Origin of the sequence: Streptomyces sp. NBC_01429 (assembly GCF_036231945.1) — a bacterium.
In the GTDB taxonomy this organism is placed as follows: Bacteria; Actinomycetota; Actinomycetes; order Streptomycetales; family Streptomycetaceae; genus Streptomyces.
Genome location: NZ_CP109599.1, coordinates 2,509,121 through 2,526,385, shown reverse-complemented (window position 1 = coordinate 2,526,385; position 17,265 = coordinate 2,509,121). Strand labels below are relative to the sequence as shown.

General features: G+C 71.3%; 18 protein-coding genes. 12 read left to right on the top strand and 6 right to left on the bottom strand.

Going from position 1 to position 17,265, the window contains the following annotated elements; translation table 11 throughout:
• Positions 1-7: 7 nt before the first annotated feature.
• Positions 8-250 carry a mycoredoxin gene (locus tag OG627_RS10575; protein WP_329063740.1) on the bottom strand — a complete coding sequence of 81 codons (243 nt, stop codon included), beginning with the start codon at positions 248-250 and terminating at the stop codon, positions 8-10.
• A gap of 132 nt (positions 251-382) precedes the next feature.
• On the opposite strand from OG627_RS10575, the gene OG627_RS10570 reads away from it, so the two are divergent.
• From OG627_RS10570 to OG627_RS10555, 4 genes are all read left to right on the top strand, one after another.
• Positions 383-2,668, top strand: coding sequence for an ATP-dependent DNA helicase UvrD2 (locus OG627_RS10570; RefSeq protein ID WP_329063738.1), 2,286 nt, complete (start codon positions 383-385; stop codon positions 2,666-2,668).
• A gap of 180 nt (positions 2,669-2,848) precedes the next feature.
• Positions 2,849-3,187 carry a hypothetical protein gene (locus OG627_RS10565; protein ID WP_329063736.1) on the top strand — a complete coding sequence of 113 codons (339 nt, stop codon included), beginning with the start codon at positions 2,849-2,851 and terminating at the stop codon, positions 3,185-3,187.
• 171 nt (positions 3,188-3,358) lie between these two features.
• Entirely contained in the window at positions 3,359-3,727 is a 369-nt protein-coding gene (locus OG627_RS10560) for a WhiB family transcriptional regulator (RefSeq protein WP_329063734.1), read from the top strand.
• On the top strand, positions 3,724-4,047 hold the full coding sequence (locus tag OG627_RS10555) for a hypothetical protein (protein ID WP_329063732.1): 324 nt from the start codon (positions 3,724-3,726) through the stop codon (positions 4,045-4,047). The genes OG627_RS10560 and OG627_RS10555 overlap by 4 nt, the downstream gene beginning before the upstream one ends.
• A gap of 77 nt (positions 4,048-4,124) precedes the next feature.
• On the opposite strand, the gene OG627_RS10550 is transcribed toward OG627_RS10555, so the two are convergent.
• Together OG627_RS10550 and OG627_RS10545 are read right to left on the bottom strand one after the other, a co-directional pair.
• Positions 4,125-5,579, bottom strand: coding sequence for an ABC1 kinase family protein (locus OG627_RS10550; protein ID WP_329063730.1), 1,455 nt, complete (start codon positions 5,577-5,579; stop codon positions 4,125-4,127).
• A gap of 58 nt (positions 5,580-5,637) precedes the next feature.
• Positions 5,638-6,786 (bottom strand): ThiF family adenylyltransferase, encoded by a 1,149-nt coding sequence (locus OG627_RS10545; protein ID WP_329063727.1) that lies wholly within the window; start codon positions 6,784-6,786, stop codon positions 5,638-5,640.
• A gap of 184 nt (positions 6,787-6,970) precedes the next feature.
• On the opposite strand from OG627_RS10545, the gene OG627_RS10540 reads away from it, so the two are divergent.
• From OG627_RS10540 to OG627_RS10525, 4 genes are all read left to right on the top strand, one after another.
• The gene (locus OG627_RS10540; protein WP_329063725.1) at positions 6,971-7,525 is read left to right on the top strand and encodes a M48 metallopeptidase family protein; all 555 of its coding nucleotides are present in this window, start codon (positions 6,971-6,973) and stop codon (positions 7,523-7,525) included.
• A gap of 108 nt (positions 7,526-7,633) precedes the next feature.
• Positions 7,634-9,214 (top strand): TerD family protein, encoded by a 1,581-nt coding sequence (locus OG627_RS10535; RefSeq protein ID WP_329063723.1) that lies wholly within the window; start codon positions 7,634-7,636, stop codon positions 9,212-9,214.
• Between the two features lie 13 nt (positions 9,215-9,227).
• Positions 9,228-9,908 (top strand): AIM24 family protein, encoded by a 681-nt coding sequence (locus OG627_RS10530; protein WP_329063721.1) that lies wholly within the window; start codon positions 9,228-9,230, stop codon positions 9,906-9,908.
• Positions 9,909-9,924: 16 nt separating this feature from the next.
• Complete coding sequence (locus OG627_RS10525; protein WP_329063719.1) at positions 9,925-10,683, top strand: AIM24 family protein; 759 nt, start codon at positions 9,925-9,927, stop codon at positions 10,681-10,683.
• Positions 10,684-10,799: 116 nt separating this feature from the next.
• On the opposite strand, the gene OG627_RS10520 is transcribed toward OG627_RS10525, so the two are convergent.
• Positions 10,800-11,342 (bottom strand): NUDIX hydrolase, encoded by a 543-nt coding sequence (locus tag OG627_RS10520; RefSeq protein WP_329063717.1) that lies wholly within the window; start codon positions 11,340-11,342, stop codon positions 10,800-10,802.
• A complete protein-coding gene (locus OG627_RS10515) occupies positions 11,339-12,835 on the bottom strand; it encodes a zinc-dependent metalloprotease (protein ID WP_329063715.1) in 1,497 nt (498 codons plus the stop codon). The genes OG627_RS10520 and OG627_RS10515 overlap by 4 nt, the downstream gene beginning before the upstream one ends.
• A 314-nt stretch (positions 12,836-13,149) precedes the next feature.
• On the opposite strand from OG627_RS10515, the gene OG627_RS10510 reads away from it, so the two are divergent.
• The 4 genes from OG627_RS10510 (at position 13,150) to OG627_RS10495 (ending at position 16,444) form a co-directional block, all read left to right on the top strand.
• Positions 13,150-14,262, top strand: coding sequence for an SDR family oxidoreductase (locus tag OG627_RS10510; protein WP_329063714.1), 1,113 nt, complete (start codon positions 13,150-13,152; stop codon positions 14,260-14,262).
• 74 nt (positions 14,263-14,336) lie between these two features.
• Positions 14,337-14,795 carry a molybdenum cofactor biosynthesis protein MoaE gene (locus OG627_RS10505; protein WP_329063712.1) on the top strand — a complete coding sequence of 153 codons (459 nt, stop codon included), beginning with the start codon at positions 14,337-14,339 and terminating at the stop codon, positions 14,793-14,795.
• A 241-nt stretch (positions 14,796-15,036) separates the two neighbouring features.
• Positions 15,037-15,228 (top strand): hypothetical protein, encoded by a 192-nt coding sequence (locus OG627_RS10500; protein WP_329063710.1) that lies wholly within the window; start codon positions 15,037-15,039, stop codon positions 15,226-15,228.
• 127 nt (positions 15,229-15,355) lie between these two features.
• Positions 15,356-16,444, top strand: coding sequence for a YlbL family protein (locus OG627_RS10495; protein ID WP_329063708.1), 1,089 nt, complete (start codon positions 15,356-15,358; stop codon positions 16,442-16,444).
• Between the two features lie 157 nt (positions 16,445-16,601).
• On the opposite strand, the gene OG627_RS10490 is transcribed toward OG627_RS10495, so the two are convergent.
• Complete coding sequence (locus tag OG627_RS10490; protein ID WP_329063706.1) at positions 16,602-17,165, bottom strand: PPA1309 family protein; 564 nt, start codon at positions 17,163-17,165, stop codon at positions 16,602-16,604.
• Positions 17,166-17,265 lie beyond the last annotated feature (100 nt).

Below are 17,265 nucleotides of genomic sequence, written 5' to 3'. Positions count from 1 at the left end.
GGCGCCGTCAGGCGCCGACCTTCTCCTTGACCTGCGCCAGGGAGGGGTTCGTCAGCGTCGAGCCGTCGGGGAAGAGCACGGTCGGAACGGTCTGGTTGCCGCCGTTCGCCTTCTCGACGAAGGCCGCCGAGTCCGGGTCGTGCTCGATGTTGATCTCCGTGTACGCGATGCCCTCGCGGTCCATCTGGCCCTTGAGCCGACGGCAGTATCCGCACCACGTGGTGCTGTACATCGTCACAGTGCCCGGCATGGTCTCTCGCACTCCTCTGTCTCGCTGGACGCGCCGTCCGTCGTACCGGTACGCCGCTGGCCCTCTGTCGAACGTACGTGACCCGGCGACCATTCCCGGCCCGGTTCCGGGCGCCAACACCCCGGGCCGTTGATGGGATTGGTACGACCATCACGCCTCCCCTGTGGACAACTTTCCCGGGGGGCCCGGGCGACCTGGCAGCATGGCGGGGTGACAGCAGCAACGTACTCCCCACTCTTCCCGCAGGAATCCGGCGGCGGCCAGATCGTGACGCCGCCACGCGATGCCGACGCGGTGCTCGACGGGCTCGACCCGGAGCAGCGCGAGGTGGCGACGGCCCTGCACGGGCCGGTGTGCGTGCTGGCGGGGGCCGGCACGGGCAAGACGCGCGCCATCACGCACCGGATCGCGTACGGGGTGCGGGCGGGGATACTCCAGCCCGGCAGTGTGCTGGCCGTCACGTTCACCAACCGCGCGGCGGGCGAGATGCGCGGGCGGCTGCGCCAGCTCGGCGCGGGCGGCGTCCAGGCGCGCACGTTCCACTCGGCGGCGCTGCGCCAGCTCCAGTTCTTCTGGCCGAAGGCGGTCGGCGGTGAGCTGCCGAGGCTGCTGGACCGCAAGGTCCAGCTGGTCGCCGAGGCCGCCGCCCGCTGCCGGATCCGGCTCGACCGCAATGAGCTGCGGGACGTGACCGGCGAGATCGAGTGGGCGAAGATCACCCAGACCGTGCCCGCCGACTATCCGGCGGCCGTGGCCAAGTCCGTGCGCGAGGCGCCCCGTGACCCGGCGGAGATCGGCCAGGTCTACGGGATGTACGAGCAGCTGAAGCGCGAGCGCTCGGTGATCGACTTCGAGGACGTGCTGCTGCTGACGGTCGGCATCCTCCAGGACCGGCACGACATCGCAGACCATGTGCGCCGGCAGTACCAGCACTTCGTGGTGGACGAGTACCAGGACGTCAGCCCGCTCCAGCAGCGGCTGCTCGACCTGTGGCTGGGGGAGCGGGAGAGCCTGTGCGTCGTCGGTGACGCCAGCCAGACGATCTTCTCCTTCACCGGCGCCACCCCGGACCACCTGCTGAACTTCCGCGCCCGGCACCCGGGGGCGACGGTCGTGAAGCTGGTCCGCGACTACCGGTCCACCCCGCAGGTCGTCCATCTGGCCAACGGCCTGCTGAACCAGGCGCGTGGCCGGGCCGCCGAGCACCGGCTGGAACTGGTCTCGCAGCGCGACCCGGGCCCCGAGCCGGTCTGCACGGAGTACGCGGACGAGCCCAGCGAGGCCGAGGGCACCGCCCGCCGCGTCCGCGATCTGGTCGCCGCCGGCGTCCCGGCCGGCGAGATCGCCGTCCTCTACCGGATCAACGCGCAGTCGGAGGTCTACGAACAGGCCTTGGCCGACGCTGGCGTCCCGTACCAGCTGCGGGGCGCCGAGCGGTTCTTCGAGCGCCAGGAGGTGCGGGAAGCGGGCGCCGCGCTGCGGGGCGCCGCCCGCTTCGGGGGGAACGACGCGCTGCTCGACGATGTCGTGGAGCTGCCCTCGCAGGTGCGCGCGGTGCTCTCCACCAAGGGCTGGACCACCGAGCCGCCGGCGGGCTCGGGCGCCGTCCGGGACCGCTGGGAGTCGCTGGCCGCCCTGGTCAGGCTCGCCGAGGACTTCGTGCGGGCGAAGCCGACGGCCACGCTCGCCGATCTGGTGGCCGAGCTGGACGAGCGCGCCGCCGCGCAGCACGCGCCCACCGTGCAGGGCGTCACGCTCGCCTCGTTCCACGCGGCGAAGGGCCTGGAGTGGGAAGCGGTGTTCCTGGTGGGCCTCACCGAGGGCATGATGCCGATCACCTACGCCAAGACCGATGAGCAGATCGAGGAGGAGCGACGGCTCCTCTACGTGGGGGTGACCAGGGCGAGGCTCCATCTCTCCCTCTCCTGGGCGCTCTCACGCTCCCCGGGGGGCCGGGCCTCCCGGCGGCCCACCCGCTTCCTGAACGGGCTCCGGCCGGGCTCCACGGCCCCCGGCGCGCGGGGCGCGGGGCCGGGCGCGGGCGGATCCGTCGAGCGCGGCGGCGCGGCCCGGCGCAAGCAGCGGGCCCCCGCGCGCTGCCGGGTGTGCCGCAAGACGCTCACCGACGCGGGCGAGATGAAGCTCATGCGCTGCGAGGAGTGCCCGTCGGACATGGACGAGGCGCTGTACGGGCGGCTGCGCGACTGGCGCGCCGACCAGGCGGAGCGCATCGGCCAGCCCGCCTTCTGTGTCTTCACCGACAAGACGTTGATGGCGATCGCCGAGGCGGTGCCGGGCACCGAGGGAGAGCTGACCATGATCTCCGGCGTCGGCGTCCGGAAACTTGACCGCTTCGGCGCGGATGTGCTGGCGATCTGCGCAGGTGAGGACCTTGCCGGGGATAATACGGACAGCTGATGCGAACGCGGCGAAAAAATAGTTTGCGCCCGCCCCGCGAATCCCCATAGGTTCTTAACCACGGAAACGGCGGCTTCTCCGAAGCCCCTGTCCCGTGCTCTACTTATCTCAGCTGTACTTGTCCATATACGTACGACTGGCTCAGGCCGGTCTTCGAGACGCCGAGAGGAGGCGATTCCAGTGATCAGCATCAACACAGGCTTCACCAGCCCCGAGAAAATGACCGGTCTCTCGGTCGTCTCCGCCTGCTCGCTCGGCGCCTCCCGTTCCGAACTCATTGCCAGCGGACTGTCCGGCTCCCTTGCCGCCCGTCCCGTGGATCTGTCGGCTCTCCCCGTCCGGGAGCGTCCGGTCCTGGAGAGCAATGAGCGACCGACCAAGGCACCGGAAGCAGGAGTAGCGGCGGCACAGGCCACGGCCTATGCCTTTGCGGCGACCGGTGCCGAGGCAAAGAAGCAGACGCAGCATCACACGATGTGGGCCTTCCGTGGGCTCGAACCCTGGAGTGATCCAGCCTGATTCACCATCAGGCAGGCGCCTTCAGGGCCGCGGAACCCCACCCGGGATCCGCGGCCCTTTTGTTTGTCCCGAACGGGGCGGACGGCGAGAAGGGGCCTCCGGGCAAGCAACACCCGGTACCAGCAGACACCGGCCAACAGGCCGGACCGACCAGACGAGGAAGACACCGCCGTGCAACTCGAAGCGCACGCCACGTCCGCACCGCCTTCCGAAACGAACTCCCCGCCCGTGCCCACGGAGGACTCCACCTTGACCCCCCTCACCGCGCTCACCGCGCTCGACGACGCCATCGAGAACCTCGGCGTACCCGTCCCCTGCCGTGCCTACGACCCGGAGGTCTTCTTCGCGGAGTCCCCGGCCGACGTCGAGTACGCCAAGACCCTCTGCCGCACCTGCCCGCTGATCGAGGCGTGCCTCGCCGGCGCCAAGGAGCGGCGCGAGCCGTGGGGCGTCTGGGGCGGCGAGCTGTTCGTCCAGGGCGTGGTCGTGGCCCGGAAGCGTCCCCGTGGACGTCCGCGCAAGAACCCGGTCGCGGCATGAACGTCTCCGGAACCATCGATCGCCCCTACACGCACGATCCCCAGAAGCAGGCTCCGATGACCTCTTCCACGCGCGAGCCGTCAGGCTCCGCCACCCCAGTTGTCAGCACCATGGGCGCGAACGCATCGCGTCAGAACAGGACCCGCGAGATGCAACTCATTCCAGAAGCCCTGGCTCGCGCGCATATGAACGAACGCCTGCGGGAAGCCGCGGTGGAGCGCCGGGCCATGCGCCTGGTCTCCGCCCGGCGCATGCAGCGCCGCGCCGAGCGCGTCTCCATGCGCGCCCGTCGCGCGCTGGCCATGGCCGTCATGCAGTAGAAGTTCAGGCGCGCGGTGTCACCACCGTCGCTGTACCCGGCGGGGCCGGTCCGCAAGGACCGGCCCCGCCGGGCCGTTCAGGCGTCCGCCTCGATCGCGGCCCCGCCGCCGGCTCCCGTGTCCTCCGGCTCAGGCTCCGGCCCCGGCCCCGGCAGGAACCCGGGCAGCCACGACGTCAGCTCCTCCCGGAGCCCCACCGTCGCGTTCAGCTGGCACAGCACACCGATCGTGCTCAGCGTGACCCGGTGGATCAGCAGATACGACGGGGGCAGATTCAGCTGCTTGCCCAGCTGATGCGCGGGGGAGCGCGGATCGGCGATCCGGGTGGCCTGCTCACGCATCCAGCTCCGGGTGAAGGTGAACTCCTCCACCGCAGTCGGCTCGATGATCGGCAGCAGATACTCCAGCACCGCGTCCGGGTCGAGGTCGATGGAGCCCTTGACGAAGCCCTCCTCGCACAGCCGGTCGTACACCGACTGGGCGTCGCCCTCCAAGGCCGTCCGCAGCGCCTCCCCGATGATGTCCGGCAGCCCGCCCGGCAACCGGTCCACCGTCCCGAAGTCCAGCACCCCGAGCCGGAACGCGCCCTCGCCGCCCTCGTCGCCCCCGGCCCCGACCTCGACGCCGGCCGCCGGCTCCTCCCCGGCACCGGCCGCGGGCGGCAGCAGCCGGAAGTTCCCCGGGTGCGGATCCGCGTGCAGCAGCCCGGTGCGCGCCGGACCCGAGAACAGGAACCGCGCCAGCAACTGCCCCGCCCGGTCCCGCTGCTCCGGCGTCCCCCCGGAGATCACCTCCGCCAGCGGCACGCCCTCCATCCACTCGGTGACCAGCACCTGCTCGCCCTGGTGCACCACATCCGGCACCACCACATCCGGGTCGTCCGCGAACTCCGCCGCGTGCGCCCGCTGCGCCTCGGCCTCCAAGGCGTAGTCCAGCTCCTCGGACACCCGGTCCCGCAACTCGGTGATCAGCGGCTTGATGTCCATCCCGGGGATCAGCGGCCCGAGCAGCCTGGCGAACCGGCTCAGCTGGGTCAGGTCGGAGAGCAGCGCCTCCCCGGCCCCCGGGTACTGCACCTTGACCGCGACCTCGCGCCCGTCGTGCCAGACCGCCCGGTGCACCTGCCCGATCGAAGCGGCGGCCGAGGGTTTGTCCTCGAACTCCAGGAACAGGTCGCGCCATTCCTCACCCAGCCGCTCCGCCAGCACCGCGTGCACCGTGCGGGTCGGCATGGGCGGGGCCGCCTCCTGGAGTTTGGTGAGCGCCGCCCGGTAGGGCCCGGCGATCTCCTCCGGCAGCGCGGACTCGAAGACGGACAGCGCCTGCCCGAACTTCATGGCGCCGCCCTTCAGCTCCCCGAGGACCTTGAACAGCTGGTCGGCGGTGCGCTGCTGCAACTCCCGGGTGACGATCTCGGCGGACTTCCCGCCGATCCGCTTGCCCAGGCCCCAGGTGGCCCGGCCCGCGAAGCCCAACGGCAGCGTGGCCAACTTCGCGGTGCGGGTGACCGCCTTACGGGGAAGATCGGACATGGGCCCCTCCTCGGATGTGCGGCGACCAGTCCCAGACAACCAAGCCGGTTAACGGCGGCTACCCCGCCATTGTGTCCTGCGCGGCCCCCGACACCGCGACGCGCACCCCTTCTTGATGCCCCGCAGCGCCGCAGCGGCAATCCGGATGCGGCGCGATGTGCTCGGGATGCCACTCCAGCAGTGGCGGCGACACCTCCCATCGCGTGCCGGTACTCGCCGGCAGCTCACCGTCCAGGAACGACAGGGCGTGCGCCGCCGCCAGCCCCGCCACCGCGGTGGCCAGCCCCAGATCGCACGCCGGTACGGGCGTGGCCCGGCGGCCGGAGGCCCACTGCGCCCGCATCCTCGGCCATCCCGGATCGCGCTCCGCCCTCGTCCGCGCGACACAGCCCGCGCACGCCGTGCCCCCCGGCAGGACCAGCGGCCCCACGAGCCCCGTGGCCTCGATCACCCCCGCGTAGAGATGGGGCGTGCCGGTGGCGATCCAGGGCTCGGCGGCCCGGGGGTCGGGCGCGTAGGCCGCGAGCCCGTCGCGCGGCGCCACGATCACCAGCGCGAGCCCCGGCTCCGGTCCCTCCCCGGGCCGCGCGTGCTCCGCCGCGCTCGGCGCCCGGCCCGGCGCCGAGCGCCGCACCAGCCGCCCCGCCGCCGCGTCCCTGCGCTCCCCGACGGACTCGGGCGGCAGCCCGCCGGGCGCCACATCCCCTTCCCGCGCGCACCCGCCGTCCAGCACATCGATCCGCCCCACCCCGGCGGCGGCGAGCACCGCAGCGACGACCGCCCCGACCCGTCCCGCACCCCTGACCTGGACCCGCATCGTCCGCCGCGCGGCCAGCAGCCGCATCCCCGCCCCGGGCTCCGGGTGGACGACGGAGAGCGAGGCGAGATCCGGACGCAGCCGCTCCACGGTCCCCGTCCGCCCGCGCAACGCCTCGGCCGCCGCGCCGCCCGCGCCCATGTCGTCGATCACCCCCGCCGCCGTCAGCCGCCGCACCAGCGCGTCCGCCCGGCCGTCCGGCAGCCCCATCGCGCGGGCCTCCTCCCGCAGCAGCGGCAGTCCGCGCGTCCCGTTCAGCAGCTCCAGAAAAGCGCCTGTCGCCGTATCGACCGGACCCACCAGCACCGCGTGCGCGGGGGTGACCCCGAACTGCACGGTCTGCCGCTCCCGCCAGGCGCGCCGCAGCGCGGGCTTCACCATCGGATGCATGTCCGGCTCCCCGTCCTCGATTTCCGCGTCCGTGTGCTCAGAATGCGGCTTCGCGGCAGACGGTGCGCAAAGTTATCCACAGGCGCGCTCATTAGTCGTTCAAAATGAGTGCGCCATGAAATGGATCAAGGCCGAACCAACGCGAGGCAGGACTTCTCGCACGGCCAGCGGGTAACGTCGTGGCGTGTCCGCCGATCCCGCCCCGCGCCGCTCGGCGACGAGCGCTGTCGAAGTCCGCAGAAGCGCCCGCCGCAGAAGAACGGTCTCGGCGTACCGCGAGGGCGACCGGACCATCGTGCTCATCCCCGCCAGGATGTCCGAGGCGGAGGAGCGGCGCTGGGTGACCGTGATGCTGGACAAGCTCGCCGCGCAGGAGAGCAAGCGCCTCCTCGGCGACGACGAGCTGACCGAGCGGGCCGAACGGCTGTCCGCCCAGTACTTCGACGGCCGGGCCAGACCGCTCACCGTGCGCTGGGTCACCAACCAGAACACCCGCTGGGGCTCCTGCACCCCCGCCGAAGGCAGTATCCGCCTCTCGCACCGCCTCCAGGGCATGCCCGAGTACGTCATCGACTACGTACTCGTCCACGAGCTGGCCCATCTGCTCGTACCGGGACACGGCCCGCGCTTCTGGGAGCTGCTGGAGGCGTACCCCCGCACCGAGCGGGCGCGCGGCTACCTCGAAGGCGTGGTGGCCGCCGAGCGGCTGCCCCAGCTGCCCGTCGTGCGGGAGGAATGAGCGACCGTCGATCGTGTACCGAGTCTGTACCTGCTTGGCCGATTGTCGGAGCCAGCCGTTAGCCTGGCGCGAAGGATTCATCTTCGGGACGGGGGACGGTCGTTACGCATGGCCAGGGAATTCCAGCGCGGCCACAAGGCCCGGGTCAGTGATCTCACGCAGGGAACGGATCTGTACGTCGGCGTACGGATCGAGGCTCCCGGACTGACCTTCGACATCAGCTGTTTCGGTCTCGACGCCGACGAACAGCTCTCGGACGACCGCTATTTCATCTTCTTCAACCAGCCGAAGTCACCCGAGGAATCGATCCAGTTGCTGGGTGCCCAGGCCGGTGACACCGAGTCCTTCAGGGTGACGCTGGACCGGGTCCCCGAATCCCTCCACAAGCTCTCCTTCACCGCGACCATCGACGGCGCCGGGCAGATGTCCGACGTCGGCCCCGGATACATCCGGATCGTCGCGGGCGGGGAGGAAGTCGTCAGATACGCGTTCACCGGCGCGGAGTTCACCACCGAGCGCGCCGTGATGCTCGGTGACTTCTACCGCAAGGACGTCTGGCGGTTCGCCGCCGTCGGCCAGGGCTTCGACGGCGGGCTCGACGCCCTCCTCAAGAACTTCGGCGGCGAGGTGGCCGAGGAGGAGCCGGTCGCGCCGGAGCCGCAGGCCACCGGCCCGGTCCCGGGCTTCGCCCCGCCCGCCGCGTCCGAGCCCGGTGTCGTTCCCGCGCCCGCGCCCGCTCCTTCCTTCGGCGCCCCGGTCGCTCCGCCGGCCCCCGCTCCGGCGCCGCGGCCGGTGCACGCCGCGCAGACGATCGTGGCGCCGCTGTCCGCGCCGCAGGGCGCCGTACCACCGCCCGCGCCCGCACCCGCCCCGTACGGACAGCCCGCACCGGCCCCGTACGGACAGCCCGTACCCGCCCCGTACGGACAGCCCGTACCCGCCCCCTACGGGCAGCCCGTCCCGTCCCCCTACGGACAGCAGTCGCCCGGCGCGCCCCAGGGCGTCCCGCAGGGGGCGCCGCCCGGTGGCGCCGGGCTCCAGGCCGCCCTCCAGAAGTACCGGGAAGTACCCACCGGGCAGCGCTGGACCGCGCAGAACGGCCAGCTGGTCAGGGTCGATCTCGGCATGGACGGCAGCCCGGTCCTCGCCCGGCAGGGCAGCATGGTGATGTACCAGGGCAAGGTCGACTTCGGTTACAAGGGCGCGGGCTTCGTCGGCCGCATCGTCGGCAATGTCACCGGCCAGGAGATGCAGCTGATGCGCTGCACCGGCAAGGGGCAGGTCTTCCTCGCGGAGGAAGGCACCCATCTGCACCCCGTCGAACTCCAGGGCGACGGCATCTGCGTCTCCGCCGAGAACGTCCTCGCCTTCGACGAGAGCCTTCAGTACGAGGTCCGCCGCATCGAGGGCCATGGCATCCCCGGCGGCGCCCTGTTCACCATGGTGTTCCAGGGCACCGGCACCGTCGTCGTGAAGACCCACGGCACCCCGGTGGTGCTGCCCGTGACCCCCACGACCTTCGCCGACTCCAACGCCGTCGTCGCCTGGTCGGCCGCCTCCCAGGTGATCGTCTCCAGCCAGGTCAGCCTGCGCCGCCACGCCTACCCCGGCCACAGCGGAGAGACCGTGAACCTTCAGTTCCGGGGAGCCCCCGGCAACTTCATCGTCGTCCAGCCGTACGAGGTCTGAGGGAGCCCTGACAATGAACCAGCAGCTCACGGGCTACGCCCCCACCCCCGTCGTGGCCCGGATGGAGAACCACGGCCACTCGATGCTCAAGGTCGCGATGGCCACCGGCCAGGACCTGTTCGCACGCACCGGCTCGATGATCGCGTACGAGGGCTTCATCCAGTACGAGCCCAACCCGCCCACCGTCCGCCGGATCGCCTCCCAGTGGGTGACCGGCGAGTCCACGCCGGTGATGAAGTGCTCGGGCGACGGACTGCTCTATCTCGCCGACTACGGCGCGGATGTCGTCGTCATCAACCTCGACAACGACGCGCTCTCCGTCAACGGCTCCAATCTGCTGGCCTTCGACGCGCACCTCCAGTGGGGCGTCGAGCGGGTCAAGGGGCTGGCCAAATTCGCCGGCCAGGGGCTCTGGAACGTACAGATCTCCGGGACCGGCTGGGTCGCCCTCACCTCGCGCGGAACCCCCGTCGTCGTGGACTGCGGCCGGGGCGAGGACGAGACCTATGTCGATCCCGACGCCCTCGTCGCCTGGTCGCCCGCCCTCAAGGTGAAGGGCAAGCGGAGCTTCAAGGCGTCCGCGCTGATCGGGCGCGGCAGCGGCGAGGCGTATCAGATGGCCTTCTCCGGCCAGGGCATCGTGGTCGTACAGCCCAGCGAGGACAGCACCGACCGACTGCGGATCCAGGGCTGAGAGGAGCGAGAACACCATGCAGAGTCCGCTTTTCGCGTACACCGAACAGCAGTCCCAGGACCGTTACGCGGTGCAGAATCCGCAGCTCCTGCGCGTCGCGCTGACCGGCCAGGACGATGTCCTCGCCCGCAAGGGCGCCATGGTCGCCTACCAGGGGCTGATCGACTTCGACGGCGAGTACGAGTCGCACAGCCGACGCCAGACCCGCGCGTACACCGGCGAGGGGCTGGAGCTGATGCGCTGCTCCGGGCAGGGCACGGTCTATCTGGCCAACCTCGCCCAGTACATCCACATCGTGGATGTCGACCAGGACGGCATGACGGTGGACAGCGCCTATGTGCTGGCGCTCGACTCCGCGCTGCACACCGAGGTCGTCGCCGTGGACAGCCAGTACGGAATCTCCGGCTCCGGCAAGTACCAGCTGAACATCTCCGGCCGGGGCAAGGTCGCGCTGATGACCTCGGGCCAGCCGCTGATGATGCGGGTCACGCCGGACAAGTACATCAGCGCGGACGCCGACGCGGTCGTCGCCTGGTCCTCGGCCCTGCGCGTACAGATGCAGGCGCAGACGCACTCCTCGGGCGTACGGCGGCGGCGTGGGAACACCGGCGAGGGATGGGAGCTGAGCTTCCTCGGTGAGGGCTTCGCCCTCGTCCAGCCCAGCGAGGTCATGCCCCCGCAGAACGCGGTGATCGGGCAGGGGCTCGGCGCGCAGTACGGCATCGGCGGCAACGGCGCGCACGGACAGAACCCGACCAACGACTGGGGCCGCTGACGGCGGTCCCGGGGACAGCGGACAGGGACCGCACACGGGGACAGCGCACAGGACGGCAGACGGGTGGGGGCGGGGCCGCGTACACGACGGCCCCGCCCCCCACCCGCTCGTCTCCCTCAGCCGCGCAGCACGGCCCGGGTGCGCTCCAGCAGCCGGACGACCGAGCCGTCGGCCACCTCCGCCACCTCGTCGTAGGCGAACCAGCGCAGGTCGAGCGACTCCTCGCTGATCCTCTCGACGGCTCCGGCCGGGGCCAGCGCCGCGTACTGCACATCCAGATGCCAGTGGCAGGGCGCCGGGATGGCGTGCCGGTCCAGCTGGACGGGCCCGCCCTCCAGCGGCCTCAGCCCCAGGATTCCGGACTCCTCCAGGGCCTCCCGCAGCGCCGCGCGCTCCAGCGTCCCGTCACCCGGCTCGCAGTGGCCGCCCATCTGGAGCCACATACCGAGCTTCTTGTGCAGGGTCAGCAGGACCCGCTCCCGCTCCGGATCGATCACCAGCGCGCTGGCCGTCAGATGCCCGGCCGAGCACGCCTTCCACATGGCGTCCGGATGGGTCGCCAAGTGGTCCAGATAGAGCCCGCGCAGCTCCTGCTGGCTCCCGTCCTGCTGGTCCCCGTACTCCTTCAGTACGAGGACGGCGTCGTCGTGCAGGCTCATTTACCGGTGTCGTCCTTGCCGTCGGTGCTGTCCTCGCCGTCGCCCCGCGGGTCGTCGCCCCGCCGGTCGTCGTCCTTCTTCTTCTGGAGGTCCGGCCCGCCGCTCGCCGCCTCGCCGAGCATCTTGTCCAGCTCGGAGAAGTCCGCCTGCTCGTGGTGGACGAAGCCGTCCGGGTCGTCCAGGTCGGAAGCCGTCGGCAGCATGTCCGGGTGCTCCCAGAGCCGGTCCCGGCCGTCGACCCCGCGCGCGTCCGTGAGCGAGGCCCACAGCCGCGAGGCGTCCCGCAGCCGGCGCGGACGCAGCTGGAGCCCGATGAGGGTCGCGAAGGTCTGCTCGGCGGGACCGCCGGAGGCCCGCCGCCTGCGCAGCGTCTCGCGCAGCGCGTCCGCCCCCGACAGCCTCGGCTTGGCGGCCTCGTGCACCACCGCGTCCACCCAGCCCTCGACCAGCGCGAGCGCCGTCTCCAGACGGGCCAGCGCCGTCTTCTGCTCCGGGGTGTCCTCCGGCTGGAACATGCCCTGCTGGAGCGCCTCCTGAAGCTCCTCGGGGTGCGACGGGTCGAACTGACCGACCACGTCCTCCAGCTTCGAGGTGTCTACCTTGATCCCGCGCGCGTAGCCCTCGACCGCGCCGAACATGTGCGACCGCAGCCACGGCACATGGGAGAAGAGCCGCTGGTGGGCGGCCTCGCGCAGCGCCAGATACAGCCGGATCTCGTCCTTGGGCACACCGAGGTCCTTGCTGAACGCCTCGATGTTCAGCGGGAGCAGCGCGGCCTTGTTGGCCGGGCCGAGCGGCAGCCCGATGTCCGTCGAGCCGACCACCTCACCGGCCAGCACGCCCACGGCCTGCCCGATCTGCTGCCCGAACATGGCGCCTCCCATGGAGCGCATCATGCCGATCAGCGGCCCCGCCACGGACTGCATCTCCTCGGGCAGCACCTCGCCCATGGCGGTGCCCACCCGCTCCGCCACCGGATCGACGAGCTGCTGCCACGCGGGCAGCGTCGCCTCGACCCACTCGGCGCGGCTCCACGCCACCGCCGTGTTCGCACCCGAGGGCAGGGAGGTCACGCCGTCCAGCCAGATGTCGGCGAGCCGCACGGCCTCCTCGACGGCGGAACGCTCGGCGGGCCCGATGCTCGAGTCCTTCGTGCCGTCGGACGTGCCCTGCGAGACGGTCTGGCGGGCGATCTGCTTCGCCATGTCCCAGTTCACGGGACCGCCCTCGTAGCTGAGCATCTGGCCCAGCTGCTGGAAGGCCGCCCCCAGGTCGTTGGGGTTCAGCGAACCGAACATCGCGGCGAACGGGTTGTCGGCGCCGCCGGGGCCGCCCGCGCCGCCCGGGCCCGGCAGCCCGAATCCTGCGAAGGGATTGCCGGGACCGCCCTGGCCACCGGCACCCTGACCACCTCCGGCAGGGTCCTTCTTCTTGCCGTCGCCGTCCTCCGGCTCCTCCGGCGGAAGGCCGAATCCGAATGGGGTGTCACTCACGGGGTTCCTCGGCTCGTAGGGCCACCGGCTTTCTGCCGGTGGCGGCTGCCCGACTGCACCACCCAGCCTAAGCGGGACGGGCTGAGCGGGCCTGGCACGTGGGCCGCGGGCCGCCCGGCGGCTGTGCCCGGACCCTGCCTTCGACCCGTTCCGTCCCCCCGTTTCCCCCGGTTTCACCGGCGGAAACGACCTCGACACCCCGGTGGCTTCCGGGCTCGATGCTCCGTCGGCGGATCGCCTGCGGCAGGATGGACGTCACCTGGTACGTACGTGTCATTCACGTACGTATTGAAGACAACCGCTGGAGACGCCCGGTGAGTTCCCCAGATCCGCAGGTTCGCGCAGCGCGAAACCGCTCAACCACGACCCCGTCCCGCGGCCCCGTCGTCGCGGTCACCGGCGCCGCCACCGGCGTCGGTGACCTGCTCACCCGGCGCCTGGCCGCGTCAGAGGAGATCAAGCAGGTCATCGCCATCGACGAGCGCAGAGGAGAGGTTTCCGAGGCGCAGTGGCACATCCTCGACGTCCGCGACCCGGCCATCGCGGACAAGCTGCGCGGCGTGGACGTGGTGGTGCATCTCGCGCTCGATCTCGATCTGGAGACCGACGCCGCCGCCCGCACGGCCTACAACGTCCGGGGCACCCAGACGGTGCTCACGGCGGCGGCCGCCGCCGGGGTGCACCGGGTGGTGCTCTGTACCTCCGCCATGGTCTACGGCGCGCTGCCGGACAATGACATCCCGCTCTCCGAGGACGCGGAGCTGCGCGCGACCGCCGAGGCCACCGGGGTGGGCGATCTCCTGGAGATCGAACGCCTGGGCCGCCGCGCGCCCCGCGCGCACCCTGGCCTCAATGTGACGGTCGTACGGCCCGCCGTCCTCGTCGGCGGCACGGACACCGCCCTCACCCGCTATTTCGAGTCGCCGAGGCTGCTCGTCGTCGCGGGATCGCGCCCCACCTGGCAGTTCTGCCACATAGAGGACCTGGTCAGCGCGTTGGAGTACGCCGCGCTCGAAAAGGCCGAGGGCGAGTTCGCGGTCGGCTGCGACGGCTGGCTGGAACAGGAGGAGGTCGAGGAGCTGAGCGGCATCCGCCGGATGGAGCTGCCCTCCGCCGTCGCGCTGGGGGCCGCAGCGCGGCTGCACCGGATCGGCCTGACGCCCTCGCCCGCCGGGGATCTCGCCTACACGATGCACCCCTGGGTGGTCAGCGTCAGCAGACTCCATGACGCGGGCTGGCGCCCCCGGTGGACGAACGAGGAGGTTCTCGCCGCTCTCCTGGAGGAGGTCGAGGGCCGCCACACCGTCGCGGGCCGCAGGCTCGGCCGCAAGGACGCCACCGCGGCGGGCGCTGCGGGGGCGACGGTGGCGCTGCTCGGTACGGCGGCGCTCGTGCGCAGGGCGCGCAAGGCGCGGCGCCGGCTGTAGGGGGCGCCGCCCGTGGCGCGCGGCGGGTACGGCGGATGTCCGGGCCGTGCGCGCCGTACGGCACGATGGACCGTATGGCGAGCACGCACCCCCATCCGGGCGAACAGGCTGCACAGGATCCCATCCGGCTGCTGGCGATCCGCGACACCCCGCTGAGCGTCGACGAGGTCTTCCGCGCGGTCGGGGACGACGCGGCGGGCGGCACCGCCCTCTTCGTCGGCACGGTGCGCGATCACGACGGGGGCGCGGACGTCGACGGCCTCGGCTACTCCTGTCATCCGTCGGCCGAGGCCGAGCTGCGCCGTGTCGCGGAGAAGGTCGTCGCCTCGCACGCGGTGCGCGCGCTGGCGGCCGTCCACCGTGTGGGGGATCTGGCGGTCGGTGATCTGGCGGTGGTCGTCGCGGTCTCCTGCGCGCACCGGGGCGAGGCGTTCGAGGCGTGCAGGAGGCTGATCGACGACCTCAAGAGCGAGGTCCCGATCTGGAAGCACCAAAAATTCTCGGACGGCACCGAGGAATGGGTGGGCGCGTAGCGCCTCGGTGAGGGGTGGTGGTCGGGTGACGGGAGGGCGGGTGGGCGCGTAGCGCCTCCTCCAGGGGCGGCGCCTACCGCCTTTCGGCGCAACCTGAAGCCGTGTCAGTGCCTCTACGGCACCCGTACGGCCCGATTTGCGTAACCGCATCCCGGACAGCAGCGTTGGTTCAGCAGATGGTTAATCTGCTGATCGGTCAGTCGTAGACCTCAGCAGACACACACTGAGTCCGGAGGTCGGTATGGCCGCACTTGCCTGGTTGCTGATTCCACTTTTCGCTGTCGTCGGCGCGGCGATATGGGGGAGCTGGGCTTCGAGGGATCGCACCACCGGGGACATAGCCGAGCTGAACGGCTATGCCCGGTTCCGTGACGCCATGGAGAAGGCGGTTCCCGGGGCGGTCCCGGGCGCTGCCGGGTCCGATCCCGTCTGACGCCTCCGCGCCTTCGTGCCTTTGCGTCACCGTGTCACCGGACGAGGCCGCCGCGACCCCTGCCGCGCGGCCCCGTACGGCCCGGCCCCCAAGGCGCACTGACAGACCCTTCCCGTACTGTCGTTCCATGCCACGCCGCACCGCGACGATGCTCGCCTCCACGCTCCTCCTCATCGCGCTTCTCTGCGCGGGAGTGCTGATCAAGGTTCCGTACGCGGAGATGAGCCCCGGGCCCACGGTGAACACCCTCGGTGACGCCGGTGGCGAGCCGGTGCTGCAGATCTCCGATCGCAAGACCTACCCGACGTCGGGCCATCTCAATATGACGACGGTCAGAGTCACCGGGGCGGACTACAACATGAACATCGTGGAAGCGGTCTACGGCTGGCTGGCGCACGACAATATCGTCGTACCGCACGACACCCTGTATCCGGACGGCAAGACGGAAGAGCAGTCCACGCAGGAGAACGCCGAGGAGTTCAGCCAGTCCCAGGAGAGCGCCAAGGTCGCGGCCCTGCGGCAGCTGGACATTCCGGTCTCCGCGCGCACCATCGTCGCCTCCGTGCTGAAGGACAGCCCCGCCGAGGGCACGCTGCACGCCGGAGATGTGATCAAGGCCGTGGACGGTACGGCGGTGAAGGCGCCGGCGGACGTCGCGAAGCTCGTCACCCGGCACAAGCCGGGCGAGGACGTCGTGTTCACCATCGTCCCCGCCAAGGAGGCGAAGGCGGCGGAGAAGGCGCGCAAGGAGCCCACCGTCACCGAGAAGGTCACGATCACCACGAAGAAGTCGGACGAGGGCGACCGCGCCGTGGTCGGCATCCAGGCCGGCACGGACCACACGTTCCCGTTCGACGTGGACATCAAGCTGGCCGACGTGGGCGGTCCGAGCGCCGGGCTGATGTTCGCCCTCGGCATCGTCGACAAGCTCTCCCCCGGCTCCCTCACCGGCGGCAAGTTCATCGCGGGTACGGGCACGATCGACGACGAGGGCAAGGTCGGCCCCATCGGCGGCATCGGGATGAAGCTGGTCGGCGCCCGCAAGGCGGGTGCCCAGTACTTCCTCACCCCGGACCAGAACTGCGCCACGGCCGCCTCGGACATCCCGGCCGGGCTCACCCTGGTCAGGGTGAAGACCCTCGCGGACGCCAAGAAGTCGCTGGACAGGATCAGCGCCGGGGAGACGGCCGGTCTGCCGAGCTGTTCGGCGAGCTGACCGGACGCACCCCCGGCGGGAAGGCGTATGGACTCCGGACGCCGCCGGGCGCCGGAGCGAGAACCCCGAAAGCGCCGGACAGGCCCCTGAGCGCCGCACCCGCGGGAGCGGCGCTCAGGGGCCGCCTGTCATGCCGGGAAGGGGTTCAAAAGGGGGGTCACGCCTCGAAGGTGGCGGCGAGCGCCTCGGCGAGCCCGGGGACCAGCCCCGAGCCGGTGAGGACCTCGTTGGGCGAGTCCTTCTCGCGCAGCCGCAGCGCCGACTCCCGGGCGCCGTCACGCAGCACGGCGACCGTCATCCGTACCTCCTGACGCTCCGGGTGGGCCGAGACCCACTTGGCGAGGGCGGCCTCGTCGAGACCGTCCGGTACGGACGCCTCCGCCGACGGCGGCAGCATGAGCCGCTCGACGGTCATCGCGCAGCCTGCCACCGCCCCGGGCCACGCGATGGTGCCGAGGAACTCGTCCAGCGGGGTGCCGGCCGGGATCTCGTCCTGCTCGACGGGGGTGAGCGGTGCGACGGCCCCGTCCTCGCCGTCGAGCCCGAGCTGGACCGCCAGCTCCGGCTCGTCGGCGCGCAGCCGCGTGGTGTCGACGAGCGCGAACAGCCGGGCGGGCTGATCCCAGCCGAGCCCCGAGGCGTACTCGTCGATTTCGAGCACCGCGCGGGTCAGCGGGCTCGCGGCCATGGGTGTGCCTGATGAGGGAGAAACATTGGACATGGCCAATATCCTGCCTCCTTCGGACCCGGGTGCGGGAACTAGGTAAAGCCTCAGTAAGTTGCATGAGTGGGCTCTACGATCGCGGGGCCCGCTTCAGACA

Coding starts and splice junctions, on each gene's coding strand:
- OG627_RS10520 (WP_329063717.1), bottom strand. CDS start 11,342: ATGAGCCTGCACGACGACGCCGTCCTCGTACTGAAGGAGTACGGGGAC.
- OG627_RS10490 (WP_329063706.1), bottom strand. CDS start 17,165: ATGTCCAATGTTTCTCCCTCATCAGGCACACCCATGGCCGCGAGCCCG.
- OG627_RS10500 (WP_329063710.1), top strand. CDS start 15,037: ATGGCCGCACTTGCCTGGTTGCTGATTCCACTTTTCGCTGTCGTCGGC.
- OG627_RS10550 (WP_329063730.1), bottom strand. CDS start 5,579: ATGTCCGATCTTCCCCGTAAGGCGGTCACCCGCACCGCGAAGTTGGCC.
- OG627_RS10505 (WP_329063712.1), top strand. CDS start 14,337: ATGGCGAGCACGCACCCCCATCCGGGCGAACAGGCTGCACAGGATCCC.
- OG627_RS10525 (WP_329063719.1), top strand. CDS start 9,925: ATGCAGAGTCCGCTTTTCGCGTACACCGAACAGCAGTCCCAGGACCGT.
- OG627_RS10545 (WP_329063727.1), bottom strand. CDS start 6,786: ATGCATCCGATGGTGAAGCCCGCGCTGCGGCGCGCCTGGCGGGAGCGG.
- OG627_RS10535 (WP_329063723.1), top strand. CDS start 7,634: ATGGCCAGGGAATTCCAGCGCGGCCACAAGGCCCGGGTCAGTGATCTC.
- OG627_RS10495 (WP_329063708.1), top strand. CDS start 15,356: ATGCCACGCCGCACCGCGACGATGCTCGCCTCCACGCTCCTCCTCATC.
- OG627_RS10570 (WP_329063738.1), top strand. CDS start 383: ATGGGATTGGTACGACCATCACGCCTCCCCTGTGGACAACTTTCCCGG.
- OG627_RS10575 (WP_329063740.1), bottom strand. CDS start 250: ATGCCGGGCACTGTGACGATGTACAGCACCACGTGGTGCGGATACTGC.
- OG627_RS10530 (WP_329063721.1), top strand. CDS start 9,228: ATGAACCAGCAGCTCACGGGCTACGCCCCCACCCCCGTCGTGGCCCGG.
- OG627_RS10555 (WP_329063732.1), top strand. CDS start 3,724: ATGAACGTCTCCGGAACCATCGATCGCCCCTACACGCACGATCCCCAG.